This window comes from Planctomonas sp. JC2975 (assembly GCF_012985205.1).
In the GTDB taxonomy this organism is placed as follows: Bacteria; Actinomycetota; Actinomycetes; order Actinomycetales; family Microbacteriaceae; genus Humibacter.
In genome coordinates, this window is the sequence record NZ_JABEKS010000002.1 from 215,743 (window position 1) to 242,710 (window position 26,968).

Genomic DNA, 26,968 nt, shown 5'->3' on the forward strand with positions numbered 1-26,968 from the left:
TCCGCGCGAGCGCGACGGGTGCGGCGACGGATCAGGGCCTGACGTCGCATGGAGGCGCTTTGGAGGAAACTGCTCGCTAAGCTGTCTGGGGCGTTCCGCCGGTCCCTGCACACGAAATCAGAGGATTACCTGACATATGCGCATCTACCGCCTTTACGACCGGCTGGCGCTGTTCGCCGTGGGCGAGGAAGCCGGCGTCGTCTCGGTGGGTGAGGCGCTGAGCGCTCGTCAGCGGGCGCTGCTTGTCGGAGCTCTGAACTACCACGCCTTGGATGCCCCGTCAGCACGTTTTCGGATCCACGTATATGTGGCGCGACGTGGCATGCCATCGTCGCTGACCGACGACAGCACGCGACGCGCACCCAAAAAGACGGCCGGCGCCGTGTGGATGGGAGAATTCGGCATCATCAGCGAAGTCGCCGGTGAGGAGCATCCACTTTTCTCGGCCGTGGGTCGCGGTGACCGGCGTCTCGTGCCCGATACGGAAACGGGCGAACGACACATAGTGCTCGATGCCGACCCGTCAGGCGAGAAGAGTGGTCTGCTGCGCACGCACGGCCTGTATTGGGGAGCGCGCATGGCAGTGGAGCGCCGGTTCCCATTCGCGTACGACCGCCTGCGGCAATTCATGATCCGAAACCGCGAGTCAGGCCTGTTCTCGGCGCGGATCGCTCGAACGCATCGTGACGTCGTCGCCGAGCCCACGCGAAACCCCGGCGAAGGCTCACCAGCAGTGCTGTTCGGGTTGCATTGGCTTGATCTGGGCGGCGCCGAGCGATGGGCGCTGAAGACCATTGAGGTCGCGCAGAACCACGGGATGACTCCGATTGTGGTCACCGATGTCGCCTCCTCGCACCCCTGGATCACTCGGCCCGAGTTCGATGAGGCCATCGTGCTGCCGATGACCCACCCGCTCGGGCAGCCCGACGACAGAGAGCCAGTGCTCGACGCGATCGTGGAATCTTGGGATATCCGTGGTGTGTACGTGCACCACTGCCGATGGATGTACGACCGCCTTCCATGGCTGCGTGGGCGCCTTCCGGGGCGTCCGATCGTCGACTCGCAACACATCCTGGAGTTCAACGGCGGCGGGTATCCGGCGCTCGGCGTCATGCTGGATGACAGCATCGACACGCATCACGTTATTTCGCCGCAACTCGAGGACTGGTTGCGGGATGTGCAGGGCGTGCCCTCGGCGAAGATCGAACTGGCACCGCTGGTCGGACTCACTGCCGACGCGGGTCGCATTGACGGCGTGCGTCGACGCATCGACGCAAAAGTGCTCAAGGTCGGTTTCGTCGGAAGGTTCGCCCACCAGAAGCGTCCCTATCTCTTTCTGAAGCTTGTGGAGGCGCTGCAGCGCTCCTTGGGCATTCCAGTCGAGGCCGTGATCCAGGGCGGCGGGGCACTGGAACCGTTCGTTCACCGTGAGATCGATCGGCACGGACTACGGGATGTCGTGACGTTGCGTGCGGAGACCGCACCCGTCTCGGAGACGCTATCGATGGTGGATGTCCTTGTGATCACCTCTCAGAACGAGGGGCTCGCTCTGACAGCACTCGAATCGATTGCAGCTGGCGTGCCGGTCGTATCGACGGATGTCGGATCGCAGCGAACGGTCGTAGCACCCGAGGCGCTTGTGTCACGGCAACCGCACGCGTTCCTCGGGAAAGCCACCGAGATCCTTGCGCGGATGGCGGCTTCTGAGGCGTTTCGCGCGCAGATCTGGGCCGATGAGTCGCGGCTCGCCGATGAGTTTTCGCAGCTGGAATCCGCAGACAACTGGCTGGAAAGGACGATGACCGAGTGGAGCAGGTAACCGCCGTCGTTGTGGCGTTCAATCGGCTCGAGAAGCTGAAGACCGTTATTGCATCGATCGAGGCGCAGACGAGACGACCCGATCGCCTTATCGTGGTGGATAACGCCTCGAGCGACGGAACGGGCGAGTACCTGGCGACTGTCCAGTCATCACTCGAGCTCGACGTGCTGACCCTGTCCGAGAACACGGGCGGGGCCGGCGGATTCTCGGCCGGTATGGCGCGCGCCTACAACCTCGGCGCCGACTATGTCTGGATCATGGACGACGACTGTTATCCGAATCCGGACGCCCTGCGCATCCTCATCGACGGTCAGCGAGACGCTGTGGAGAAGCTAGGGCCGGAAGTGCCGTTCTCGTGCTCGCTCGTGCTTTACACGGACGGGAACATCTGCGAGATGAACAACCCGGAGACCACCTGGGATTGGGCGAGGCTGATCGCATCGGGCTCGCGCTCCGTCATGGTCCGCAGCTGCTCCTTCGTCTCAGTGCTCTTTCCTCGATGGGTGATCGAGAAGCACGGACTTCCGTATTCGGAGTACTTCATCTGGTTCGACGACCACGAGTACACGCTCCGCGTGACGCGAGCTTGCCCTGGCGTCCAGGTGCTCGACAGCACCGTCGTGCACGACATGGGCGACAACAAGGGAGTCAACTTCGGTCTGATCGACCACAAGAACGCCTGGAAGTTCCGCTTCGGCATCCGGAACGAAGGCTCGTACCGCTTGCATCACGAGAGCTTGGCATCGTACTTGCTCTTCTTTGCGCGGGTGCAGGTAGTCATGCTGCGCGGGCGGGTGGAGCGGCGTCTTCGCTGGTCGATGACCAAACAGCTTTTCCGAGCGATCGGGTTCAATCCGAGGATCGCGTTCCCGTCGAGATCCTCCATCGGATAGAGCTGTGGTCGAGGCTCGGCGTCAGCGAGCGCGCATTCACTTGGCTGCCGGCTTCGCTCCCGAGCCGCGCTGGACGATCATCGATCGATATGCGCGGCGCCTGACCACCTCAGGCGTCAGCCGATACGCTCCGCGGAGCACAACGTTGCGCAGGAACTGCCTTCGAGATGTGAATCCGCTTCGTAGGAATGCGCGCTGAAGCATCCATTCGCTGCGGAGTAAACGCAGTCCGCCGCGCCGCTTGTATGCGCCGGACGAGATGCGGTAACGCACGAGAGGCTCTGGCGAGTTGACGGCGCGCACACCGGACTTGAGCATGCGGACGAAGAGCCAGTAATCCTCCATCATGCCCATCGGCCGGTACCCGCCCGCCAGCTCGACAGCCTGTTTGGTGTAGACGACGGTCGGGTGATTGAAAGGATCGTGGAAACGCGCATAGTGCGTGATCGCATCAAGATCCGTCGGCGGGGTCCTTCGGACCCCCACCAGCTCCTCTCCGTGCTCGGTTTCGGAGAACTCGAGGAGTCCGCTTCCGACGAGTTCGTATCCCTTCTCGATCAGATCGAGCTGGATCTCGAACCGATTTGGCTCGGAGACGTCGTCGGCGTCCATCCGAGCTACCACTTCGTAGGAGCACTCGGCCAGTCCCGCGGTCAGTGCTTCCGACAATCCTCGGTTCTCCGGAAGGATGACGATATTCAACGGAACCGGTGTGCTTCGATCCAATTCTGCGATAGCGGACACCAAATGGGCCGATACCGGCCCGTCCTGCACGAGGACCACCTCGGAAGGACGCACGGACTGTTCGACGACCGAGCTCCGAAAGGCTCGCAAAAGGTATCCGGCATCGTCACCGTGGTACACAGGCATGAGGAGCGAGAACGGGGGTGGAGCCATCAGCGGTGGGCCCCCCGGCTCCGTGCCGTTTCGAAGGTCGTCAAAGACGATCCATCGATGCCGAGTGAGTCGAGGTAGGCGCCATTGTCCCGTGGCTTCGTCTTCACCCCATCGTTCCAGCCCGCACGGAATGTGCGCACGATGGTGCCCCGATCCTGCGAGGCGCGGTAGGTGCGCATCCAGCGCCGGGCTGTGGATGCGACATAGAGCGGCAGCTCGTACCAGCCAAGCGCGGTTGAGACGCGGAAAAGCCAGAGCTTGTTCCGGACCTCGTAGTAAAAGCGTGGACCTGGATCGACGTCTGTGTCTGCGCGCGCCTTGGTCTTGTGCAAGACGACGCTCGCCGGCACGTAGAGCCCTCGGCCATGGCGGAGGATGCGCGCGGTGAACTCGAAGTCGTCGTTCCAGAGAAAGTACTCCGCAACGGGAAGGCCGTGAGCTCGCACCGCCTTCGCGTCGACAAGTGCGGAGACGAAAGAAGCCGAGCGAACGGGAACGGATGCCACGGCGGCCGCATCCCTTCGTTCGGATGCTCTGGCAAGAGGTTTGCGTCGCGGAGTGTTCATCGGATGGTCGAGGCCGTCGGCCCACACGACCCGTGAGGCCAGGACGGACACCTCCTCGCGGGCGTTGGAGCGCACGTCCAGGAGCGCCTCTAGGGCCGTCGGGGTAGGGATGGTGTCATCGTCCATGACCCACACCAGGTCTGCGTTCTGTACCGTCAATGCGTGTTCGATCGCCACGGCGAAGCCTCCGGCACCGCCTGTGTTTACTCCAAGTCTGACCAGATCCACTTCGGGAAAGCCCGCGGCGACCTCGGCGGAGTCGTCGGTCGACGCATTGTCCACGACGACGACTGCGTCAAGGGGCAGCGTCTGCTCCTGGAGAGCGTTGAGGCATTCGTTCAGAAGGTCGCGCCTGTTGTATGCGACCACGGCTGCGACTACGCGCACACCATAACCTTTCGTCGGGAACGCCACTGCACCGTCGCTGATGCGTGTGGCGACTCGGCATATCGGGACGTGGCAACTTTACCGGGGTCCGCTGAGCGGACTGACACAGCACGTTCCTTGTCGGAACGGATTCGGGGGTGGATCTCCGAACGCCGCCGCCGCTCGTTGACGAACACAACAACGGAGCGTACTTCGGTGCGTTGGTCAGATTCAGCGCACTTCAGCAGTGAACCGGGCACGCAGTGCTGCCAGTACCTTCTCGCCGACATTCCAAGAAGGGAAGAGCAGATCTGTATTCGTACGTTGGCGGTCCTCCAACGGGTCGGATTCGCCGGAGGCAAGGGAGAGAGCCAGCCGTTGCGCTTCAGCGACGTCGGAGACGCGGTGTACGCCGGCGACAGCGATCTCACCTATGTCGTTGAACGGCGCGTGGCCGGCCCTTTCCAGGAACACAATTGGCTTCGTCATCACCTGTGGCTCGATGAGCATGCTGACGCCGTCCGTGACGACGCAGTCGCTGGCAGCGACGATGTTCATGTATTCCGCGCCGTTGCATACCTCGGCGTTTGGGAGCGCTGACCAGTTGCGAAGAAAAGCTGAGTACTGAGCCGGAGACACCGGAGACTGCGGCGTATGGATTCGCGGCTCCAACGCAGGATGGGCGAGGAAGACGAACTCGACTTCCTGGTGTGTTTTCGCGAACTCGAGCATTGGCCCATGTGCCATTCCGAATGTCCCGAACTGGGTCCAGTCTGAGCCCACGCTGTGATGTGCGCTCCACACGATGCGCGGCCGAATGTGGTCGTTTCCAAAGGGCCAGAAAGGTTTCGCGGTTCGCAATTCGTGTGCTTTGGCGTGTCCGACCACATCGACGTTCTGTCCGAGACGGTGCCCTTCACGCACCGACATGTCCAACATCAGCTCATTCGTCGCGAAGACAACCCATCCGGCGGTGTGCAGCTCTTCGTCGACCGCGGTGTTCTGACGATCTGAGACGGGTGGATTGACGATGGGGTTCATTGGTTCGTAGGGAACCAGGCCCTGGCGTAGAAAATTCAGGGCGTTGGTGCGGAAGGCGGTCGGGACGTCGTTGTCCCATTGGGATTGCCGGAGAACGAGGTCCGGGTCGATGGCACGGATGATGGGCAGCGCCCGCAAGGAGTCGCTGAAGTTGAAGCGGATGTGCTCGATGCCGTCGGCGGCAAGTCGTTCGTGAAGCGCCTCTTCGCCCCGGAAGCCCTCGTCACCGGGATACTTATGAGGAATTGTGGCGACCGTAGGGCGGAAGTCATCTGAATCCAGCATCGCCTGCACGATGGCATGCATGCCGGGCCACGCCCCGAGATGATGAACGAGGAAGAGCACGCGATATGGGGGACGAGGAATAGAGGCCCGGACGGACGCAGCGGCCGCAGCAGAATGCACTAGTGCGGTGAGACCGCTGATGGCATCGGCGTTCTCGGTAAGGGAAGCGCGTACCTCTTGGATCTCGCGTTCGATTCGTCGAAAGCGCTCCGTCAGGTCATTGAGACGGATGCGGGGATTGATTCTTGAAAGATCCATTTTTGCCTTCGGGAGCGCGCTTGCTTGCGTTCAGGTTGCGCGACCCCCACTGCGCTCTCGCCCGCATGGCAATTGTTACATATCTGTCCGTGCTTTCAGGGGCCCTGCGCCATGGCGCTGTGGTCTGTAACAACCCTTCATGCCGACGAGGAGTGGCCCTCGGTTGCTGCACTGGCCCGCCCATTCGAGCGAGTGGCCATGCAAAGCGTTGTCGCCCGTGACGGCAATGAACAGACGGCTGCATGTCGCCGGCAAAAGTTTGGTGCCCTCGCGCTGGAAACGTCAGCCTTCTGGTCGGCCTCGACCACTGCCACGACCGGCATGCCCGATCACGGTACGGCCGCCGCGGCATTTGCGGCGGCCTCGAATGCTGCACTGACGGCGTCCCCTTGCTGGAGGCGACGCAATGATGCTTGGCTTCGCGTTCACGTCTTGTCGGAAGCGTCCGGACCTGAGCCGTCACTGTGAGTCGTTGGTGGGCTGCCGCTTTGGGGTGATGCGTGCTCGGCCCGCAATTCGTCGACGTCGGCGCGCAAAATGGCGATGTCTTCGGCGAGCCGGCGCGTCTCATCCTCGGAATGCGACAACTCCCACGAGAGGTGCAGGGTGACACCCAACAGCAAAAGCAACGCGAGGATGAAGAGCAAGTTCGACGGCAGTTGCACTCCGACAATGCCGGTGAGCCATACGAGCAGGCTGGGAAAGAGGCCCAGGATCAGCACCAGCAGGCCGATGATCAGCCATAGTACGGCGTACTTTTCGCGCAACTGACGACGCAGCAGCATTGTGCCGATGATCACGATAATGATCACGGCAAGGACGATCGCTGCGACGACCATTACGCCACCTCCTCGGTCGGACGGAGCCTGCCGCGGCGGAGCAGTGAGAGGACAAGCGCGAAGCACGAGCGGATCAGGTACACCGCGGATCCGATCGGGCCCTTGCTCGGCGCACCGTGGGCTCGCGGCCGCATCGAAACCGGCACCTGAGTCACGGTGAGCCCGCCATGCACGGCCGCGACGAGCGAGTCGATAGTGTCGCCGAGGTATTCGGAAGGGTAATAGCGCACGTATTGATCGATCGCGCGCCGGTTTGCAGCGCGGAATCCCGAAGTGACATCGGTGAGCGGCGCCTTAGCGACACGTGAGATCACCGTGGCGAGGAACCGCATCGCCCATTTGCGAGGGCCACGCACGACATAGGCGTCGTCCCCAGCGGTGAATCGGGCGCCGATCGAGATGTCTGCCTTCTCGAGGCCGGTGAGTACTCGTTCGATATCGCCTGGATCGTGCTGGCCATCCGCGTCGACTTGGATGGCCTGGTCGTACCCGCGTCGCGCGGCGTAAGTGAATCCGGTGCGCATGGCACCACCTACACCCATGTTGAACGGAAGCTCGAGCACGGTCGCCCCCGCCTCCTTAGCGACCGCCGCCGTTGCATCGGTCGAGCCGTCATCGACGACGACAACATCGTGGATCACGCCGTTGGCCCGAATCTCGCGGATGGTGTTGCCTACGTTCGCCGCTTCGTTCCATGCGGGCACGATGATCAGCACGCGTGGTTGGGGGCTCGTCACGCACTGGATTCTACAGGCCGGCATGACCTGGGCCGTCCGACATGGAGGCCGGGCCCGCCTTAGCCGAGCCGAGTGCGTGTCGTGTCAGAGCGCGGATACCGGCCCCGCTGTGTGCGCGGGCCGCAGCGGGCAGTTCTGTGATTGCGTGGAGACGAGAGCTGAGGTGCGCTCGCGCAGCACGAGCTGCGGCATGCCAGCCCAAAGCGTCCATTGCCGCAGCGGCCTCGGCGAAAACTTGTCGTTCTTGAGCGAACTTCGAGCCGTCGGGCCCGGTGACCGCGGAATAGCTCTGTCTGTGTCTGCGGTACTCGAACTCCACCTGGTCGTCGAGAACGAGCTTGCCACCGTCAGCGGCAATGTGCACGAGCATGTCGAGGTCTTGAACGACGTCGAGGCCGACGCGGAACCCTGGGTCTTTCAAGTCCGAGACGCGCCAGACGAGCGACGGGAAGTAGGTCCAGTTGCCACGCAGCAGGCTCGTCGCCAATTCTTCACTTTCGAGCACGCGCGGGTAGGGACCTCTTGGGCGGATCCAGGACTTCACTCGGTCGGAAAGGGGCATGTGCGGTCTGCCATCGGCATCGATCGGCTGAACACCGACTTGGATGACCGAGGCGTCTGGATGCGCTTGGATGAGCTCCTTGACTCGTGCGACGAACCCAGGACGCATTACATCGTCGCATCCCATGAGCATCGAGAATTCTCCGCGCATGAGGGACACTGCTTTGCGGTAGTTGCGGCTCGGGCGCAGATTGGTCTCATTGCGGAGGTAGGTGACGCGCGCATCAGCGAGGCCGACCAGCCATTCGCCCGCGGAGAGATCCGGATACACGTCATCGATGACGACGAGGCGCCAGTCGGGGTCGGTCTGTGCGAGCACGCTTCTCACCGCCGCCTGGAAATGGTCGACACGCCCGTAGAACGGCATCATGATGTCGAAGGTCACTACCAGCCCCTGTCTGTTGAGCAGCATCCATGGTTTCACATCCGCGAAGATGGTACGGACGAACGGACGAGAGGACGAACTTGCCTGACGGCATACGAGTCAGCGTGTGTATGGCGACATACAACGGCGCGACGTACATACGCGAGCAATTGGATTCGATCCTCTCCGAGCTCGACATCGACGACGAGGTCGTTGTCGTCGACGATGCTTCCACGGACGGAACCGTGAACATTGTTCGCGCGATCGGTGACCGCCGCATTCGCGTGTTCGACCGCGCGGAGAATCTCGGGTACGTGCGAACCTTCGAAGAGTCCCTCCTTCGTAGCAGGGGAGAGTACCTGCTGCTCTCCGATCAAGACGACGTTTGGCTGCCTGGGCGCGTCGGGACCATGCTCGACGTGCTGCGCACCGAGACAGTCGTGGCCAGCAATATGGTGATTCTGGGCACCGGGGAGCGCCCGAATTGGTGGATGCCGGCGCGCACTGCTCGTCAGTGGTATCGCAACCTGCTCAGGATCGTCGCCGGTGTGAGCGGGTACTACGGCTGCGGCATGGGCCTGCGTCGCGACGCACTGCGTGTCCTCACCCCGTTTCCGGCCTTCCTGACCGAATCGCACGACCTCTGGATGGCCTTGGGCGGCAATCTGCTCCATTCCGTTGGTCTTGTCGAAGCTCCGACGTTGCAGCGTCGGGTCCACGGCGAGAACGTCACTCCGCTCCGTCCGCGATCGGTCGGCAAAGTCCTTGCGGCCCGAATCATGCTCCTTCGGGCGCTGTTCGTCCTGGCTCGGCGTATCCGTCGCCTGCGATCGGTCCAGACGTCGTGAACGGCGATCAGGTGGGCGAGGCGCCAGCACTGCGGCGTCGTATCACAGCGGTGGTCACGGCGTATCGGCCGAGCCGCGAAATCCTCAAGAATGTCGCTCGCATCGCACACCAGACCGATGGGGTCATCGTGGTCGATGACGGCAGCGGCGCAGAGTACTCAGAGCTTCTGGAAGAGCTCGCGGCCAACGGGGCCGACGTGGTGAAGATGGAGAGGAACCGCGGCATCGCTGCCGCACTAAATGCCGGCGTGTTGGCCGCAGAACTTGCGGCTGACGACCTGCTCCTCACCTTCGACCAGGACTCTGCGCTTCCTAACGGATTCGTCGCTGCCCTGGTCGCGCGTTGGGACGCCGCGACGTCGGCGCATCAGAGGGTTGGGCTCGTCGCGCCGGCCCGGTTCGCCGGACTCCCACAGACGATGGCGGATGGCACCACTGCCCGCGAACCGATCCAGTCGGGGACGCTCTTCTCCGGTGAAGTACTCGCGGCAGCGGGGCCGTTCCGCGAGGAGCTTTTCATCGATCTCGTCGATGTCGAGTATTTTTTCCGTCTCCGGGCCCTCGGCTACCAGACCCTGGCGGTGGAAGGGCTGGACTTGCCTCATGAGCTGGGCCGTTCCTACGCAGTGACGGTCTTCGGCCGGCCGATCCGGGTCGGCGGACGGTTGCTGACTACAAGCCTGAGCACGCCGTTCCGCTATTACTACCGTGCCCGGAATCGCATTGTTATCGACGCGGAATACGGTGATCGAGAACGAGAGCTGCTCCGGCGGGATCACGCCATGGAGCTTCGGCACCTGCTTTTCGTGCTCGCGTACGCTCGGCCTCGTCGCGCGATGGTGGCGTTACTTCGCCGCGGACGGCATGCCGGCCGGCAACGTGTCATGGGCCCGATGCCCGACGAGGTGCAACGGCTGGCGGCCACCATCAGGTGGTCGAAAACTCCGATCGACGCGACGGAGTGACGACGGCGCGGTGCTCGTCTTCGAGGCTGCGGCCCTACGGAATCCGCATAACTTACTGTTCCGCAGGCGCCGCGGGAGCGGGCCCGACGGCTCCGCCATGACTCTGTCCGGCGATCGCCGACTGCTCGACCACTGGAGAGGCCGGCACGACGACGCGGCTTCGTTTGACGAGTCGTAGCACCGGTCGCTCGACGAGGAACCAACTCGCGGTCGCGAATGCCGTGGTGAGCACAGCCGTGATCGCCCAGTACAGCCACATGCCGTGCGAGGCGCCACCGAAGACCGCCACAAGTTGTTGCATCGGCCAGGCATAGATATAGAAGCCGTAGGAAATGTCGTTTCGTGCGATGAAGGCCGGTTGCGGTATCAGTGTGCTGAGCCAGATCAGTGCGTAGGCCAGGAACGGCGCAGACGCCTGCCCGCCAAACCCCGGAATGAAGCAGATGCACGCTGCGGCCGCCAGCGCGCTGACGATGCCGATCACCGGGCTGATGCCCCAGCGCCTGATCACGAAGTACGCGATCGAACCACCCAGAAAGTAAGGGAGTAGTCGCGAGAGGAGCAGGTAATCCTGGTTCAATCCGAGGCGCTGAGCCAGCCCCAAGCCCGCATAGTTCAGTACGGAGAGCGCCCAGAGAACTATCATCGGCACGATCGAACGGCGGAACACGAGCAGACCTCCGAGCACCCAGATGATGAGGTAACAGAGGAACTCGTAGTAGAGGGTCCACAGGGAGCCGTCCCATGCATCCTTATACGGAACGGTGTCGAGAGACTGGCCAATGCCGTAGTTGTCCATATGCAGCCCTGCGTTGGACCAGATGTAGTTCAACGGCGTCGAGGGCGTGGAGAAGTATCCGCTCAGCGAATGATGCTGTGCGTAGAGCGCGACCGGCGCGAACACGAATGCTGTGATCGCCAGACAGACGAGGAATGCCGGGAAGATTCGCGCGACTCGATGCACGAGGAACTCGCCGGCATTGTGTGAGATGCGACTCCCGGTGATGAGAAAGCCGCTGAGCACGAAGAAGCCCGCGACCGCCCAGCCGCCGAGATTCTCCCCACGGAATCCCGGCCCGGTTCCCTGACCGGCCGTGAACCAGCTGTGCGCGAACAGCACCATGGCCGCGAAGACCAGCCGGAACATGTTCATGCTGTTCCGATGGGAAGGGAACGGCCGGGACCGCAGGAACGAGTCGGATGTCATTTGAGCAGCTTGCGTTCGGACATCTCGGTCAGCGATCGCTCATACCCGCTCTCAGCGATCGGCTGTGTTGCCACCCAGTCGGCAAAACGCTTCACACCGTCCTCGAACGAGATCGACGGAGTGAACCCTAGGAGATCGTGGATGAGTGAGGTGTCGGCAACGTTGTGCCGAATATCGCCGAGACGGTAATTGCCGGACACCCGCGTCGGCACATGTCTGCCGTACGCCGCGAAAAGCGCCTCGACGACCTGCTCTACGGTCGTCGCGACGCCGCTTCCAACGTTGAACACCTGACCGATCGCCTCTGATCGGGTAGCGGCGAGATACGTGGCATCCACAACATCGTCGATGTAGACGAAATCCCTGCTCTCCAGGCCATCTTCGAAGATGTTGATCTCCTTGTCCTGGGCGATGAGCGACGAGAAAATCGACAAGATACCGGTATACGGGTTCGATAGGGACTGTCCCGGCCCGTACACGTTCTGGTATCGCAGTGCGACGGACTCGAGACCGATGGCCGCTCCGACGGTCATCACCAATGACTCCTGCATCTGTTTCGTGATGCCGTACACCGAAGACGGATGCAGTCGCGCCGTCTCCCTCGTCGGGACCATGATCAAAGGCTCACCTGTGGCAGGATCCAGGACGTCGAAGTTGCCTGCAGCAAGGTGAACGTCCGATCGCTGCGCGGGGTACAGAGTGGCTCCGTCATCATCGCGATACTCGCCCTCCCCGTAGATCGATCTCGACGAAGCGACGACGAGACGTCGCACGCTCGTGGATCGGTTGGTGATGATGTCGAGGAGCTTCGCAGTGCCGCCGACATTCACGTCTACGTATCTGTCGATCTCGTACATCGACTGACCGGTGCCGGTCTCGGCAGCGAGGTGGATGACAATCTCATGTCCGTCCAATGCTGCGGCGAGGGCGTCGATATCGGTCACAGAACCCTGGATGACGGAAGCGACAGGGAGCACTGAAGCCAGGAGAGGTGAGGTGTTCGCAGGATCATCTCCGTGAACCTGCGGCGACAGGCTGTCCAACACGGTGACACGGTGACCAGCGCGAGCGAACCGCTGGGCGAGTCGGGAGCCGATGAACCCGGCTCCACCGGTGATCAGAACGGACTGCGGCACGTGGCCACCCTTCTATCGAGGCGAAAGAACGATCGGCTGTCACTCTCACGGCCACGTCAGCAGCGGTCGAGACGATCGTTCAGGTGGACAGACGCCCATGGCATCTTAGGCCACCGCGACGCTCAGCAAGCGTCACTCGGCTCACCGATGCTGTCACATTGAGTTCTGCCGGCGCCGAGAAGGCGTCGTATGAATCAATTGTCCGCCCGCGCCGGCAACGCCTGCCTCCACGACATCCCCTGCGACGCCTTGACCGTGCAGATGACGAGCAGCATCCATCCGCTCTCGATCAGGATCGTGCTCTCGGCCATCGCCGTGCAGATGAGGGCGATGAGGATGAGCGGCGGCCAGGCGTAGATGACGCTGCGCTTGTTGGATCCGAGCAGCCAGGAGCGCCCCATGGCGAGGCCGAGGAGCAGCAGGAAGAGCAGGAAGCCCACGAGGCCGACCTGGAGCCACACGTCGAGGAAGGCGTTGAGGCCGTTGGCGTGCGGCGCGCCCGTCAGGGCGTTGATGAGCGAGTAGGGCGGGAGGGATCCTCGCCAGAAGCCGATCCAGCCCCAGCCCAGCAGTGGGTTGACGGGGATGAGGTGCCAGATCTGGATCCACACGTCGTAGCGCACCGTGATCACGGATCGGCCGTGCAGCGCGTCGATGATGGCCGCGCGGAAGATGAACGCCAGCACAGCCAGTACGACGAGCAGGGCGCCCAGCGACACCTGCACCGTGAATTTCCAGCGCTCGTTGCGGATGTGCCGCACCCCGAAGAGTGCGCCGGTCGCCAGCAACAGGATCACCACGACGAGCGCGATGACCGGGGAGCTCGAGAAGACCAGGGCCAAGGCCGCGAGCACGACAGAGAACACGGCCAGCCCTGTTGCAATGGACTTCGTGCGCCATTCGATGATGAAGGTGACCATGGCGATGAGCGCCACGAGCCCGAGCTGGTTGCGGCTGCCGAAGAGGCCCGAGATCGGTCCGCCGTGCGCGAGGTTGCCTGCGATGCCGAGGAAGCGGATCGGGGCATCGATCAGGAGCCCGCTCAGCACCTCAAGCGCGAGGGATGCGGTGAGCAGCACCCTGAGCACATCGCCGATGACGCGCACGATCTGGATGGCATCCCGCACGAGCGCCAGGTAGATGGCGAGGAACGTGAACACCCACTGGTACAGCACCGCCGCCAGCGTCGCCCACTGGTAGTTGCTCCACACGATCGAGACGGCGCACCATCCGACGAACACGAGCAGGGAGACCGGGAGGAGGCCCTGCCACTCGATCACGTCCCAGTGCGCGATGAAAGATCCAACTGCGAGCACGACCAGTGTGGCGAAAACGGCGATGACGCCCGGCCATCCGATCAGGTCCCTGATCGTCGTCGTGAGGAAGGCAGATCCCACGATGCAGAGCGACAGCGCGCGGGAGAACCTCGCGGACTCGAACAGCGCCCGGCCGAGCGTGAACCACCGGGGCTGGCGTGAGGTCGTCGACGTCACCGGTCGACTGGCCGGCGGCGAAGGCGCGCGGCACGCGCCGTACGGGCGTCAGCGGGCGTGGCGGGCATGCTTCATCGTATCGTCGCGGCGGCCCGCGTCCTGGCGGGCGCGGCGGCCTGTGCGGCTACGGACGATCCACCTTGGTCTTCACGCTGAAGGCGACGAGGAGCGCGAATCCGGCTTCGATGAGCATGCGGCTCTCCGCGAACGACTGTGCGATCATCGCGGCCAGCATCAGCAGCGGGAACAGCGTGATCGCCGTGTAGGGGACATCCGCTCGCACGACGCCGTTCGCGTCGAACGGCGCGCGGTCGACGGCCATGAACCAGGCACGTCCGAACGTGGAGAGCACGAGCAGGACGAACACGATCAGGCCGAGGATGCCCAGCTGCAGCCAGACATCCAGGTAGGCGTTGTGGGCCTGCAGATATTCGACCTTGTTCCTGATCGCGAGTCCCTTGAACGGCTCGACCCAGGGCGCCCAATAGCTGATCCAGCCCCAGCCGAAGAGCGGCCGTTGCTGGGCCAGGTGGATGACGTGGCCCCAGATGTCGGTACGCCCCGTCAGGTCCGAGCTCTTGCCGAGCAGCTTGGTGATCGTGCCCCAGAACAGCACGACGGATGCCACGCCGACGACGAGTACGGCCGCCGCCGTCACGTAGATCGGCACCCGCTTGCTCTGTGCGACCCGCCTGGTCCACAGGGCGAAGAGCAGCACGACGACTGCGACCGCCAATGCGGCGATGACGGTGGACGACCTGGTCAGCAGGAACGTGATCCCGGCGAGTACGAGCCACACGATCCCGGCGGTGCGGTTGACGGTGCGGTCGGCCAGCTGAATGCCGAACACGATCAGCGCGAACAGGGTGATCATGCCGAGGATGTCGCTGTTGCCGACGATGCCCTGGATCTTGCCGCCGTGGAAGAGGAGGTCGCGGCTCCAGTAGTAGGCGTCTGGCAGTTTGCCGGCGGGGTAGTGCACCCAGAACGGCAGGATGTGGTGCCTGATGAACACCGACACGAACAGCTCGAACACCAGCGACAGGCCGATGATCCAGCGGAAGGCGGCGCCGAGCGCGCGCAGGATCTGCTGCCAGCTCAGGCACAGCGCGAAGAACACCGCGCCAGTGGCCGTGGCCAGCTGGGCGACGACGCCGATGACGGATTCGGTCCGGTAGGCGGACCAGGCGATGGAGACCACGCACAGCAGGAGGAACAGGAGGAGTGTCTTCGGCCATTTGCGGATCGCCACCCGCGGCCGGGTCCGCACCAGGAACACGATGCTCACGACGAGGCACAGGAAGACGACGATGCCCCAGCCCACCCAGCCGATGCTGTAGCGCCAGAAGTCGCCGACGAAGAGCGTGAAGAACATGAACCCGGCGAACGCCAGCATCCATCCCTGGCCGGACGGGACGGTGAGCGGTGCCGTCGCCGGCCGGGTATCGGGTGTCATGCGTTCACTGTAATGCGCGCGCTGGAGCTGAAAAGCGGAGGCCATTTCTGGCCTCCGCCGCGGTCCCGGCCGGTGGCGATCGCGCGGTATCGGGCATGGCATCACCGTCGGGCCCGGCCTAGCCTGGCCCCATGTTCCGTGTGCGAACCAGTAACGCGGCCGACCGCAGCGCGGCCATCGGGGCCGCAGGACCCTTCACACTCGTCGTCGACCGCTCGCAGGAGGCCGGCGGCGACGGGCTCGGCTTCAGCGGCGGCCAGCTCCTCTATCTGGCGATCGCCGGCTGTGTCTCCAACGACCTCTTCAGGGAAGCGGATGCCGCGGGCATCCACCTGAGACAGGTCGCGGTCACCGTCGACGGCGACTTCAGCGGTTCACCGGCCGTCTCGGATCCTGTCTCATACGACGTCGAGCTCGCCGGCGATGAGGACGAGGCGACCCTCAGAGCGCTCGTCGAACGGGTCGACGCGATCGCCGAGGTGCCGAATTCGCTGCGCGGAGGGACGCCCGTCGCGCTCCGGGGCATCACGGTACTCGCGCGCTGAGGAACCCCGCTGGTCGGCGCAAGCGAAGGTTGCGGCTGGGTTTCGACGGCCTCGACCGGCGGTACGCGGTTTCGACCAGCGATCGATGCGCGTGGGCTGTCTCCGGCGAACGGGCACCCGGGCGTTGATACTCTGCGACGTATCCAGAAGAAAGGGCGGTGCCGATGTTTGTGCGCATCGACAACGTTCCGCGCGACTATGCGTGGGGCTCCTCGCACGGCATCGCCGACCTGCTCGGCCGTCCGGCGTCCGGCGGTCCGGAAGCCGAGTTGTGGCTGGGGGCGCACCCCGGATCCCCGAGCTTCCTCGTTCACCCGACGACCGATGCCGGCACCCTGGCAGACCTCATCGCCGAGGATCCGGCGGCGACATTGGGCGACGACTGGCCCGCAGAGGAGTCCTACGACGGGCGTCCGCGGCTCGGATTCCTCCTCAAAGTGCTCTCCGCAGCCAGTCCGCTCTCCATCCAGGCGCATCCTTCCCCGGAGCAGGCACGCGCCGGGTTCGACCGCGAGAACCGGCTCGGCATTCCGATGGACTCCCCGGAGCGCAACTACAAGGATCCGTTCCACAAGCCGGAGCTGATCTACGCGGTCACACCGTTCGACGCCCTCTGCGGATTCCGCGACCTGGCGACGTCCATCGCCGTGTTCGACCGGCTGATCGCCACGGGCCGCAGCCAGAGGATGCAGCACGACGAGCTCGACGTGCTGCGCGGCATCCTGCTGGCGGGGGAGGACGACGAGTCGGCGCTGCGTGCCGCCGTCGGGCTGCTGCTCGGCGGGGGAGAGGCGGCGGAGGAGATCGTTGCGCAGGCCACGGCCATCGCGCGCTCGCCGAAGGGCGAGAGCGTCCCCGAGCTGGGCGTCGTGAGCCTGCTCGCTGACGCCTACCCCGGCGACCCCGGCGTGGTGCTCGCGCTGCTGCTGCACCGCGTCGCGCTCGCACCGGGCGAAGCGCTCTACCTGCCGGCGGGCAACATCCACGCGTACCTGAAGGGGACGGGGATCGAGCTGATGGCCGCCTCGGACAACGTGCTGCGCGGCGGTCTCACGCCGAAGCACATCGACGTGCCGGAGCTGCTGCGCGTGCTGGACTTCGCGCCGGTGCCCGCCCCGCTGCTCGCGCCGTCGCGCGTTGGCGCCCTCGATCTGTTCGAGCCTGACGTTCCCGACTTCCGGTTGGCGCACGTCACGGCAGACTCGACCCTGACCCTGAACGGTCCGGCGATCGTCTTGGCCACCGCAGGGGCCGCAACTCTCTCCGGAGCGTCGGGCACCGCGAACCTGACCAGGGGCGAGGCGGTGTACGTGTCGCCCGACGAGGGATCGCTCGCATTCACTCTCGAGTCGGACACGACGCTCTTCGTCGCCACCGAGAACCGCTGATCGCGCCCAGCCTGCTCCTCGTTGACGATTGATGGGCTGACGGCGATCGCTGCCGTCCTCCGGCGGGGACGGTGCGGGCCGGCGGCCGTTCGAGGCGGTCCCCGTCGCCCGGTAGTTTGGATGGCATGGCTTGGTTGGTGACCGGCGGTGCCGGCTACATCGGTTCTCACGTTGTGCGCGCGTTCGCGGAGGCGGGCATCGACACTGTCGTCGTCGACGACCTCTCCAGCGGACACGAGGGATTCGTGCCTGCCGGCGTGCCCTTCGTGCGCGGCACGATCCTCGACGGCGAGCTGCTCGAGCGCATCTTCGCTGAGAACCCGATCACGGGCGTCATGCACATCGCGGGCTTCAAGTACGCGGGTGTCTCGGTGCAGCGTCCGCTGCACACCTACGAGCAGAACGTGACGGGAACCGCCACACTGCTCGCCGCGATGGAGGACGCGGGGGTGAACACGATCGTGTTCTCTTCCAGCGCCGCCGTCTTCGGCACCCCGGATGTCGACCTCGTCACGGAGCAGACGCCCAAGGCGCCCGAGTCGCCGTACGGCGAGTCCAAGCTCATCGGCGAGTGGCTGCTGCGCGACCAGGGGATCGCCAGAGGCATCAAGCACACGAGCCTGCGCTACTTCAACGTGGTCGGATCCGGGTACCCCGACCTCTACGACACCAGCCCGCACAACCTCTTCCCGCTCGTCTTCGACGCGTTGCTGGCCGGCCGCACTCCGCGCATCAACGGCGACGACTATCCGACGCCAGACGGAACGTGCGTGCGCGACTACCTGCACGTCTCCGATCTCGCCCACTCGCACGTCGTGGCCGCCCAGCGGCTCGAGGCAGGCGACGCGCTCGAGGCCGCGTACAACCTGGGCAGCGGCGACGGCGTCTCGGTCGGGCAGATCATGTCGACGGTGGCCGATGTCACTGGCATCGCCTTCACCCCGGAGATCGCACCGCGCAGGGCCGGCGACCCGGCGCGCATCGTCGCGTCCGGAGAGCTGGCCGCGCGAGACCTCGACTGGAAGATGCGCCAGTCCCTGCAGGACATGGTGCGCAGCGCCTGGTCGGCCAGACAGGCAGCGGCCGCCGCGCACTGAGACGCTGCGATCCGCATGGTGGTGCGGATCGCAACGCCGGCATCCCGGGCGTGTCGAAATTGTTGCCTGTTCCCGGCGCGTCGTGAACCTTCCATCGGCGCCCGAACCTTTACGATTCGCGACTTGACGCGATCGAACTACACCGGTGTAATTAGTGAAACGCCCCGCGCTGAAAGAAAGTGCACGGTGCGCGTGGCAACACAGGTGGGGAGATCGATATGGCTATAAGCGAATATCGACCGGGGGTACCCGAAAACTGGTTCGTCGATCCTGTTCGGCTGGGGGTGCCGGGGGTTCCGTCGCGCGAGGAGGATGACGATAATCCGCTCGGGTGGCAGTCGGATGCGCTGTGTGCGCAGACCGACCCCGAGGCGTTCTTTCCCGAAAAGGGCGGATCGACTCGGGATGCCAAGAAGATCTGCACGTCGTGCGAGGTGCGCAGTCAGTGCCTCGAGTACGCGCTGCAGAACGACGAACGGTTCGGCATTTGGGGTGGACTCTCGGAGCGGGAACGTCGCAAGCTGCGTAAGCGCGCCGGCTGAACTGAGTCCGGCGAGCTGAGCGGTCGGGTTGAAGCCCGCCGGTCGACACGACCCGGCCGACAGCGTTCGGCGACGGCGTCGCTCGAGGTTTGGCAGGTCCCGGTGGCCGCGGCGCGATCGACGATGACGTTCGCGTTGCGGCCGACAGAGGCCAGTGCGATGCCTCGTCGGTGGCGTTGCGATCAGCGTCATTCTCGGAGGTCAGCGGCGTCGCGAATGCCGCAGCCGCCGTTCGAAGGACGGCTCGGCATCCGCCGACCGAACCGCGCGGCTGGGCGCCCGTGGCGATGCTCCCCGGCAGCACTCACGACACCGTCACCTCGTCTGCCGGCCGCGTCCAGAGCAGGGAAAGCGGACCCACAGCCTGACGGCAAACGACAGGGAAATCCCGGCGCACGCGAGCCCGGTCCCCGGGATTGAGCGGGTCGTTGCCTAGGCTTGCCGCGATGCCTCCGACTGTCACCGCTCTCGTCGTCGCGCACCGCGGCGCCGATCACCTGACCCGAAGCCTTGACGCACTCGCCGCGCAAACCCGGCCTGTCGACTCAGTGGTGGTGATCGGCGTGGCCTCCGACGAGGCGACAACCGCCGCCGCGTCGTCCGCCTCACCCGGCGCGCTGCTCGCGTCGAAGGAGAGGATCCCGTTCGGCGCTGCGATCGGCCTGGCAGCCCGCACGCTGCCGCCTCCGACGTCCGACGACGAATGGCTGTGGTTCCTCGCCGAGGACACGGCGCCGGAACCGGATGCCCTGGAACGGATGATCGAGACCGTTGCGGTCTCGCCGTCCGTGGCGGTGGCAGGCCCGAAGCTCGTGGACTGGGACGCGGCCTCCGTGCTGCGCGAGCTTGGCATCGCGATGACCAGATTCGGCGCGACGATCGTGCCCGTCCAGGACGAATTCGACCAGGCGCAGCACGACCACACGAGCGACATGATGGCTGTTCCCGCTGCCGGGATGCTGGTCCGGCACACGGTCTGGGAACGGCTCGGCGGATTCGACCCCGCGCTGCCCGTCTTCGACGACGGCCTCGACCTGTGCGTCAGAGCCCGTCTTGCCGGACACCGTGTGGTGATCGTTCCGACCGCACGCATGGCATCCGCTGCAGATGACGTCAGCGCGCCGCGCCGCAGCCCGAAGGGCGGTCGTCGCCGACGTCAGCATCGGCAGAGGCGTGCCGCGCAGCTGCACAGGAGGATGGCGTACGCACCGGCATTCGCCCTGTTCCTCCACTGGCTGTCGCTGGTGCCGCTGGCGGTACTGCGTTCTCTCGGGCTGCTGCTGAGCAAGCAGCCGGGATCGATCGGCGGCGAGTTCGCCGCCGCGTTCGCGACCGCGTTCGGCGGCAGCCGGATCGGACCCGCTCGTTCCGCCATCAAACGAGTGCGAACGGTCAAGTGGAGCGCGATAGCGCCGCTGCGGATCCCGCGATCCGAGGTGAGGCGGGCACGTGCCATCCAACGCGAGGCGAGCCTGACCCGCGTGCGCGGCGAACGGCGGGAGCTGAACTTCTTCAGCGGCGGCGGCGCCTGGGTGGTGCTGGCCATGGCAGTCATGAGCATCGCGCTGTTCTCTCCGCTGCTCGGGTGGACGCAGATCGGCGGCGGCGGACTGCTGCCACTGAACGATGTGGGGGCCCTCTGGTCCAGTCTCGGATACGGCTGGCGCGACATCGGCATCGGCTTCGTGGGAGCCGCCGATCCGTTCAACGCCGTGCTCGCCATCCTGGGATCCCTCACGTTCTGGCAGCCATCGTTCGCGATCGAATTGCTCTGGTTCGCGGCCATGCCTCTTGCAGCACTCGGCGCGTGGTTCCTCTCCACCAGGCTCACGCACCGTCCCGTGCTGCGTGCCACCTTCGCGCTGGTCTGGGCTCTGGCGCCGATGCTGTTCGACGCGCTTCAGCAGGGGCGCCCGGCGGCGGTGATCGTGCACATCCTGCTGCCCTGGCTGTTCTTCGCGGGAACCGCTGCGAAGCGGTCGTGGGCGGCAGCGGCCACGACGGGCATCCTCGCCGCGGCGGTGTTGGCGTGCGCTCCGATTCTCGCGCCTGCGCTCTTCGTGATCTGGCTGATCGGCGTGATCCTCGCCCGGCGCGGGACAGTACGGATGCTGCCCATTCCGATCCCGGCCGTCGCGTTGTTCCTGCCGCTCGTCGTGCAGCAGACGCTGCGCGGCACGCCGTTCTCGGTTCTCGCCGACCCCGGACTGCCGCTGGCGGGCACGGACGGGCATCCGCTCCATATCGCACTCGGATTCGCGGACGGCAACCTCGGTGGATGGCAGTCGCTGGCCGGACTGCTGGGCATCAGCGGGATCGCGCCGTCGATCGTGGTGCCGATCCTCGTCGCGCCGATCGGGATCCTCGCCCTGCTGGCGTTGTTCCTGCGCGGGACCATCCGTGCGACGCTCTGCCTCGTCGGCGCGCTGCTCGGATTCGCCACGGCGATCCTCACGCTGCACCTCTCGTTGTCGGCGTCCGGATCGCACGCCGTGCCTGTGTACGCAGGCTCCGCACTGAGCCTCTACTGGCTCGGTCTGATCGCCGCGGCGACGATGGCGCTCGTCGCGCTCGGCCGCTTCTCCATCGCGCCGGCCACGGTCGCTGTGGCCTTCCTCGCGGTGGCCATTGCGCCGCTCGCGATCGCGATGCCGCTGCAGACATCGGCGGTTGGACCGTCCACCACGAGCGCCCTGCCCGCGTACGCGACGGCTCAGGCGCAGGCGAAGCCCCGCATCGGAACGCTGCGGCTCACGCCGCAGACCGATGGCTCGCTCGGTGCCCAGCTGGTGCACGGGACGGGTCAGACGCTCGACGACCAGAGCACCCTGAGCGCAACCAGCCGTACCCTCACGACGGACGAGAAGCAGCTCGCCGTACTGGCCGGCAACCTCACGTCGACGAGCGGTCTGAACGCATCGTCGCTGCTGAAGCATTTCGGTGTGTCATTCGTGCTGCTCGAGACGACAGCGGGGGAGGGTGTGTCGCCGGCATCGGCGACGGAGGTGCGGGCGGAGACCGCGCTGGACGGGAACGCGCTGCTGACGCAGGTGGCGTCCACCGATGGAGCCGTGCTGTGGAGTGTTCCAGGTCAGCGGCACCAGGTGCCCATCCCGCCGGATGCCGGCGGCTGGCTTCGGGTGCTCGTGTTCATCGGGCTCGGCGTCGTGATGGGCCTGACACTGCTGCTTGCGCTTCCGACCGGCCGAACGGAGCGTGGAAACCTCGGACGCCCGACGGCGGCCGAGGTGCTGGGCATGCGGCCCGAGAAGCGTCGCGCCCCGACGAAGCGGAGCGCCCGGTGGGCGCTGGATCCGGCGCCCACCGTCGACAACGCTCCCGCGGCGGACACGGATGCGGTGAACCCGTCCGATCCGGCTTCCGCCTCCGACGACGGTGGCGCCGACGAGGGAGACCGTCGCGCTTCGGCTCCCGAGCAGGACTCAGGAGTTGATCCCGATCCCGATCCGGATCCGGATCCTGACACCGATTCCGGCCCGGATCGCCGAGGAGACGAAGGGCCGGCGTCCTCCGAGCGCCTGGACGGTGCCGACGCCGACGCCGCACCTGACGACGACACCGAATCCGAGCGCGCTGTCGCCGAGGGCCACGCCGGCGAAACGGACGCCGATCAGGATGAGCCGAGTCGGGCATCCGATCCGATGGTGCACGAAGGTGCTGAAGGAGGCGGACGTGCCCAGTAAGCGCGCCATCGCACGAGGCAGCGTGCGCATCGTGGCCGGCGTCATCGGCACGGGCGTCGCGGTCCTCGCCATTCTCGGAGCCACGCTCCCGTGGCCGAGCTTCAGCATGGTTCCTCCTGCGCACACCGTCACACCCGTTCCGGCTGACCAGTCGCGTGTGTGTCCCGGCCCGCTGCTCGACCAGACAGACGCCAGCAACGCAACGTCCCTGTCGTCGATCGGATCGCCGACCGTCGTGACGCGCGCAACGACCTCGGTCGCGCAGCGCGACCTCGACACGCCGAGCGTGCAGGGAGGCGGCTCAGCGCCCAGAGTGATCAGCACGCAGGCCGGCGACTCGGGCGGGCATCCGCTGATCGCGGGCGGCCAGTCGCAGAAGGCGTCGGAGTCCGACATCGCGGGCCTCGCTGCTGCGGCCTGCGGTGAAGCGACCTCCGACAGCTGGCTCGTCGCGGGAGCCACGACCCTGGGTTCGACGAGTCTCGTGCTGCTGAGCAATCCGACGGCGGTGCAGGCGACGGTCGACCTCACGGTGTACACCGAGGCTGGACGCGCCGAGGCGCCCGGTGCGCGTGGCCTCGTCGTGCGGGCGGACTCGCAACTCGTGGTGCCACTGGCGGGGATCGTGCCGAACGTGCAGGCATCCGTCGTTCATGTGCAGGCGACGGGAGGCAGCGTGTATCCCTCGCTGCAGCAAAGCAGCGTGCAGGGCCTGGCACCGCAGGGCGTCGAGCTCGTCGGACCGACGGCCGAGCCGGCGCAGCAGTCCATCATCCCCGGGATGACCGTGGCCAACATCGCCCGGGTGAGCGGCGGTGCTGACGGGGCAGCAGCCCAGCTGCCGACCGTGCGACTGCTTGCGCCCGGCACGGAAGCCGTGCACGTCACTGTGACGGCGACCTCGGAGACGACGGCGGGCGTCGTGGACACGTCGCGCATCACGTTGCAAGGCGGGACGGTGCGCGAGGTGCCGTTCTCGCACCTCATCGACGGCTCGTACACGGTGCGCGTCTCGGCCGACGGACCCGTCGTCGCCGCTGCACGCACGGTGGATGCCGTTGCGCCGGCGAGCGGAGACCAGTCCGCGACCGCTCAGGCCGAGGCCGCGACGCAGGACTTCGCCTGGTTCGTGGCGTCGGCGCCGCTGCAGCAGCGTGCGCTGCTCGCGGTTCCGACTGGCGGGTCCCCGACGCTGCACCTCGTCAACGACGGAAAGTCGTCGGCGACCGTGACGATCACCGGCAAGAACGGCTCGGCCCAGCGCGTGTCCGTCGCCGCGGGCAAGGGGGTCGCGGTACCGGTGAGCGCCCGCGGCACCTACGACCTGGAAGGCGCGACCGGACTGCGTGCATCGGTGAGCCTGACCGCTGACGGGGCGTCGTCATCCTTCGCGCTCAACCCGCCAGGACCCATGGCGCAACCGATCGCCGTCTACCCGAAGTGAGCAGTCGGGTCAGTCTCCGCGGCTGCGCCGCTCGACTGACTCAATCGCCTTGAGAACCCGAGCTCGCTCGGCTTCTCCAAGGCTCAATCGTCAGTAGTGACCGAAACGGCCGGGGGCGAGGTCCCATGGGTCGCGGCCCATCAGCTCGGCGACGGCACGGAACACGCAGCTCTCCACGAGGAGCTTGCGGTGCAGGTCGTCGTTGCGATGCAGCTTCGCCAGCCGTTCGATCGGCACCCGGTAGAGCGTGATCGCCTTGTGCGCGTGATCCACGCCCCAGCGTCCCACCTCCTCGACACCGAGAGCGGATGACGGTGCCGCAGCGATCTGCACGCGCATGTCCGAGAGCTCGTCCGGCCAGACGCCCTTGAGGTAGTCGGCCGTGGCCGCGACGGTCATCTCGAAGGTGTCGATCCTGTCCTGCAGCAGCGGGAGGTGCGGACCGGTGACTGGGCCGCGGGCCCCCCGGCCATGGCGATCCGAGCGACGCACCGCGCTGGCGTACCGCACGGGTCGGGATCGTGGCATGGGGACCATCCTAGGGTGCGGTGCGCGGTGGGGACGGTCGCGCCGAGGATCCACCGGATCGTCGCTCACGGCTCCATCACGCGCGCGAGTAGTGTTGTGCCCTGATGAAGCCCCGTGTGTGCTCCAAGGTCGCGTGCTCGCGGGAAGCCGTGGCAACTCTGACGTACGACTACGCGGACTCGATGGTCGTGCTCGGGCCGCTCTCGATCGCCCACGAGCCGCACACCTATGATCTGTGCGCGATCCATGCCGACCGTCTGTCGGCACCGCAGGGCTGGCAGGTCGTTCGGCATCAGGTGCTCGGCGGGCTGGACAGCGCCCCGCACGGCGAACTGCTCTGACGCGCAACGTGCCGCGCGGCGGCGTTCTCGTCACGAACCGCCGCATACCGAGGCCTCGAGTGGGGGACTGGCCACGCTGGACCGGCCTGAGACAATGGAGCACATGACTTCGCTCTCCACCACGCAGCAGACCGCCGACCCGCACCCGGCGCAGCCGTTCGAGTACCGCGTTCGCGATCTCGGCCTTGCAGAGGCCGGTCGTCACCAGTTGCGCCTGGCCGAACAGGAGATGCCCGGCCTGATGGCCCTGCGGGCTGAGTTCGGAGACGCCCAGCCGCTCGCCGGCGCTCGCATCGCCGGATCGCTGCACATGACGGTGCAGACGGCAGTGCTCATCGAAACGCTCGTCGCTCTGGGTGCACAGGTGCGCTGGGCGAGCTGCAACATCTTCTCGACGCAGGACGAGGCGGCGGCCGCGGTCGTCGTCGGCCCCGACGGCACCGTGGATGATCCTCAGGGCGTTCCGGTGTTCGCGTGGAAGGGCGAGACGCTAGAGGAGTACTGGTGGTGCACCTCCCGCGTGTTCGACTGGAGCGCCGAGGCGCAGGCGGCAGGCGAAGCCGGGACGTCAGATTCCGACTTCACCGGACCGAACCAGATCTTGGACGATGGCGGCGACGCCACGCTCCTCGTTCACCTCGGCACGCAGTTCGAAGGCGACGGACGGGTTCCGGATGCCGCACGGGGCGACTCGCACGAGTACCGCGTCATCCTCGACCTGCTGCGCGCGTCGCTGGCGGAATCCGCCGACCGCTGGACCCGCATCGGCGAAGGGATCGTCGGCGTCACCGAGGAGACCACGACGGGTGCGCACCGGCTGTACGAGCTGGAACGCGACGGCAAACTCCTCTTCACGGCGATCAACGTCAACGACTCGGTCACCAAGTCGAAGTTCGACAACAAGTACGGCATCCGGCACTCGCTCGTCGACGGACTGAACCGTGCAACGGACGTGCTCATCGGCGGCAAGGTGGCGTTCGTCGCTGGCTACGGCGATGTCGGCAAGGGAGCGGCAGAGGCGCTGCGCGGGCAGGGCGCTCGCGTGATCGTGAGCGAGATCGATCCGATCAATGCGCTGCAGGCCGCGATGGACGGATTCCAGGTCTCGCGCCTCGAGTCCGTGATCGGCGAGGTGGACATCCTCGTGTCCGGCACGGGCAACAAGGACGTCGTGCGCCTGGAGCACCTGCTGGCCATGAAGCACCTGGCGATCGTGTCGAACGTCGGACACTTCGACAACGAGATCGACATGGCCGCGCTGGAGTCCCTCGAGGGGGCGGAGCGCATCGAGATCAAGCCTCAGGTGCATGAGTGGCGCCTCCCGAACGGGCGCAGCGTGCTCGTGCTGAGCGAGGGACGCCTGATGAACCTCGGAAACGCGACGGGGCATCCGTCGTTCGTGATGAGCAACTCGTTCACGAACCAGGTGCTCGGCCAGATGGAACTGCACAACAATCTCGCTGCGTATCCGGTCGGCGTGTACACGCTGCCGAAGGTGCTGGACGAGAAGGTCGCGCGGTTGCACCTCGACGCGCTCGGAGTGGAGCTCACGACGCTCACGCCGGAGCAGGCGGCCTACATCGGCGTGCCCGTCGACGGCCCTTACAAGTCGGACCAGTACCGGTACTGACGATTGAGGGTCGGGAAA

At 65.7% G+C, this 26,968-nt stretch carries 23 protein-coding genes; 12 read left to right on the forward strand and 11 right to left on the reverse strand.

Translation table 11 applies throughout. From position 1 onward, the window contains the following. Positions 1 to 136 precede the first annotated feature (136 nt). The gene (locus HII28_RS14435; protein WP_170026336.1) at positions 137 to 1,819 is read left to right on the forward strand and encodes a glycosyltransferase; all 1,683 of its coding nucleotides are present in this window, start codon (positions 137 to 139) and stop codon (positions 1,817 to 1,819) included. Beyond that, on the forward strand, positions 1,807 to 2,712 hold the full coding sequence (locus HII28_RS14440; protein ID WP_170026338.1) for a glycosyltransferase family 2 protein: 906 nt from the start codon (positions 1,807 to 1,809) through the stop codon (positions 2,710 to 2,712). The genes HII28_RS14435 and HII28_RS14440 overlap by 13 nt, the downstream gene beginning before the upstream one ends. A gap of 36 nt (positions 2,713 to 2,748) precedes the next feature. Here the strand turns inward: HII28_RS14440 and HII28_RS14445 are convergent, their stop codons facing one another. From HII28_RS14445 to HII28_RS14470, 6 genes are all read right to left on the reverse strand, one after another. Then, on the reverse strand, positions 2,749 to 3,609 hold the full coding sequence (locus tag HII28_RS14445; RefSeq protein WP_170026340.1) for a glycosyltransferase: 861 nt from the start codon (positions 3,607 to 3,609) through the stop codon (positions 2,749 to 2,751). Then, a complete protein-coding gene (locus tag HII28_RS14450) occupies positions 3,609 to 4,562 on the reverse strand; it encodes a glycosyltransferase family 2 protein (protein WP_170026342.1) in 954 nt (317 codons plus the stop codon). Before HII28_RS14450 ends, HII28_RS14445 begins: the two co-directional genes overlap by 1 nt. Positions 4,563 to 4,772: 210 nt before the next feature. After that, positions 4,773 to 6,125 (reverse strand): hypothetical protein, encoded by a 1,353-nt coding sequence (locus HII28_RS14455; RefSeq protein ID WP_170026344.1) that lies wholly within the window; start codon positions 6,123 to 6,125, stop codon positions 4,773 to 4,775. A gap of 425 nt (positions 6,126 to 6,550) precedes the next feature. Beyond that, complete coding sequence (locus tag HII28_RS14460; protein ID WP_170026346.1) at positions 6,551 to 6,964, reverse strand: DUF2304 family protein; 414 nt, start codon at positions 6,962 to 6,964, stop codon at positions 6,551 to 6,553. Then, on the reverse strand, positions 6,964 to 7,725 hold the full coding sequence (locus HII28_RS14465; RefSeq protein WP_170026348.1) for a glycosyltransferase family 2 protein: 762 nt from the start codon (positions 7,723 to 7,725) through the stop codon (positions 6,964 to 6,966). The genes HII28_RS14460 and HII28_RS14465 overlap by 1 nt, the downstream gene beginning before the upstream one ends. Next, on the reverse strand, positions 7,712 to 8,647 hold the full coding sequence (locus tag HII28_RS14470) for a glycosyltransferase (protein ID WP_170026350.1): 936 nt from the start codon (positions 8,645 to 8,647) through the stop codon (positions 7,712 to 7,714). The genes HII28_RS14465 and HII28_RS14470 overlap by 14 nt, the downstream gene beginning before the upstream one ends. A 29-nt stretch (positions 8,648 to 8,676) precedes the next feature. Between HII28_RS14470 and HII28_RS14475 the strand changes: the two genes are divergently transcribed. Then, positions 8,677 to 9,474 carry a glycosyltransferase gene (locus HII28_RS14475; protein WP_346769345.1) on the forward strand — a complete coding sequence of 266 codons (798 nt, stop codon included), beginning with the start codon at positions 8,677 to 8,679 and terminating at the stop codon, positions 9,472 to 9,474. Further along, positions 9,471 to 10,439 carry a glycosyltransferase gene (locus tag HII28_RS14480; RefSeq protein ID WP_170026352.1) on the forward strand — a complete coding sequence of 323 codons (969 nt, stop codon included), beginning with the start codon at positions 9,471 to 9,473 and terminating at the stop codon, positions 10,437 to 10,439. The genes HII28_RS14475 and HII28_RS14480 overlap by 4 nt, the downstream gene beginning before the upstream one ends. 52 nt (positions 10,440 to 10,491) lie before the next feature. Here HII28_RS14480 and HII28_RS14485 read toward each other — a convergent pair whose 3' ends face one another. The 4 genes from HII28_RS14485 to HII28_RS14500 form a co-directional block, all read right to left on the reverse strand. Continuing rightward, positions 10,492 to 11,646 carry an acyltransferase gene (locus tag HII28_RS14485; RefSeq protein WP_170026353.1) on the reverse strand — a complete coding sequence of 385 codons (1,155 nt, stop codon included), beginning with the start codon at positions 11,644 to 11,646 and terminating at the stop codon, positions 10,492 to 10,494. Further along, on the reverse strand, positions 11,643 to 12,782 hold the full coding sequence (locus HII28_RS14490) for an NAD-dependent epimerase/dehydratase family protein (protein WP_170026354.1): 1,140 nt from the start codon (positions 12,780 to 12,782) through the stop codon (positions 11,643 to 11,645). Before HII28_RS14490 ends, HII28_RS14485 begins: the two co-directional genes overlap by 4 nt. Positions 12,783 to 12,976: 194 nt before the next feature. Then, the gene (locus tag HII28_RS14495) at positions 12,977 to 14,275 is read right to left on the reverse strand and encodes an O-antigen ligase family protein (protein ID WP_346769346.1); all 1,299 of its coding nucleotides are present in this window, start codon (positions 14,273 to 14,275) and stop codon (positions 12,977 to 12,979) included. A 124-nt stretch (positions 14,276 to 14,399) separates the two neighbouring features. Further along, positions 14,400 to 15,731, reverse strand: a complete 1,332-nt coding sequence (locus HII28_RS14500; RefSeq protein ID WP_170026355.1) for an O-antigen ligase family protein — start codon at positions 15,729 to 15,731, stop codon at positions 14,400 to 14,402. 131 nt (positions 15,732 to 15,862) lie between these two features. Here HII28_RS14500 and HII28_RS14505 point away from each other — a divergent pair, with 131 nt between their 5' ends. The 6 genes from HII28_RS14505 to HII28_RS14530 all read left to right on the forward strand — a co-directional run bounded on the left by HII28_RS14505 (position 15,863) and on the right by HII28_RS14530 (position 24,451). Beyond that, entirely contained in the window at positions 15,863 to 16,276 is a 414-nt protein-coding gene (locus tag HII28_RS14505; protein ID WP_170026356.1) for an OsmC family protein, read from the forward strand. A gap of 164 nt (positions 16,277 to 16,440) precedes the next feature. Further along, on the forward strand, positions 16,441 to 17,664 hold the full coding sequence (manA, locus tag HII28_RS14510) for a mannose-6-phosphate isomerase, class I (protein WP_170026357.1): 1,224 nt from the start codon (positions 16,441 to 16,443) through the stop codon (positions 17,662 to 17,664). 125 nt (positions 17,665 to 17,789) lie between these two features. Beyond that, on the forward strand, positions 17,790 to 18,761 hold the full coding sequence (gene galE / locus HII28_RS14515; protein WP_170026359.1) for a UDP-glucose 4-epimerase GalE: 972 nt from the start codon (positions 17,790 to 17,792) through the stop codon (positions 18,759 to 18,761). A gap of 218 nt (positions 18,762 to 18,979) precedes the next feature. Continuing rightward, the gene (locus HII28_RS14520; RefSeq protein ID WP_170026858.1) at positions 18,980 to 19,303 is read left to right on the forward strand and encodes a WhiB family transcriptional regulator; all 324 of its coding nucleotides are present in this window, start codon (positions 18,980 to 18,982) and stop codon (positions 19,301 to 19,303) included. 446 nt (positions 19,304 to 19,749) lie between these two features. After that, positions 19,750 to 23,007, forward strand: a complete 3,258-nt coding sequence (locus HII28_RS14525; protein WP_170026361.1) for a glycosyltransferase — start codon at positions 19,750 to 19,752, stop codon at positions 23,005 to 23,007. Further along, complete coding sequence (locus HII28_RS14530; protein ID WP_170026363.1) at positions 22,997 to 24,451, forward strand: DUF5719 family protein; 1,455 nt, start codon at positions 22,997 to 22,999, stop codon at positions 24,449 to 24,451. Before HII28_RS14525 ends, HII28_RS14530 begins: the two co-directional genes overlap by 11 nt. A gap of 90 nt (positions 24,452 to 24,541) precedes the next feature. Here the strand turns inward: HII28_RS14530 and HII28_RS14535 are convergent, their stop codons facing one another. Beyond that, complete coding sequence (locus HII28_RS14535; protein WP_170026365.1) at positions 24,542 to 24,979, reverse strand: metallopeptidase family protein; 438 nt, start codon at positions 24,977 to 24,979, stop codon at positions 24,542 to 24,544. Positions 24,980 to 25,083: 104 nt separating this feature from the next. Here HII28_RS14535 and HII28_RS14540 point away from each other — a divergent pair, with 104 nt between their 5' ends. Further along, a complete protein-coding gene (locus tag HII28_RS14540) occupies positions 25,084 to 25,320 on the forward strand; it encodes a DUF3499 family protein (protein WP_170026367.1) in 237 nt (78 codons plus the stop codon). 103 nt (positions 25,321 to 25,423) lie between these two features. After that, the gene (gene ahcY, locus HII28_RS14545) at positions 25,424 to 26,950 is read left to right on the forward strand and encodes an adenosylhomocysteinase (RefSeq protein WP_240978031.1); all 1,527 of its coding nucleotides are present in this window, start codon (positions 25,424 to 25,426) and stop codon (positions 26,948 to 26,950) included. Positions 26,951 to 26,968: the final 18 nt, after the last annotated feature.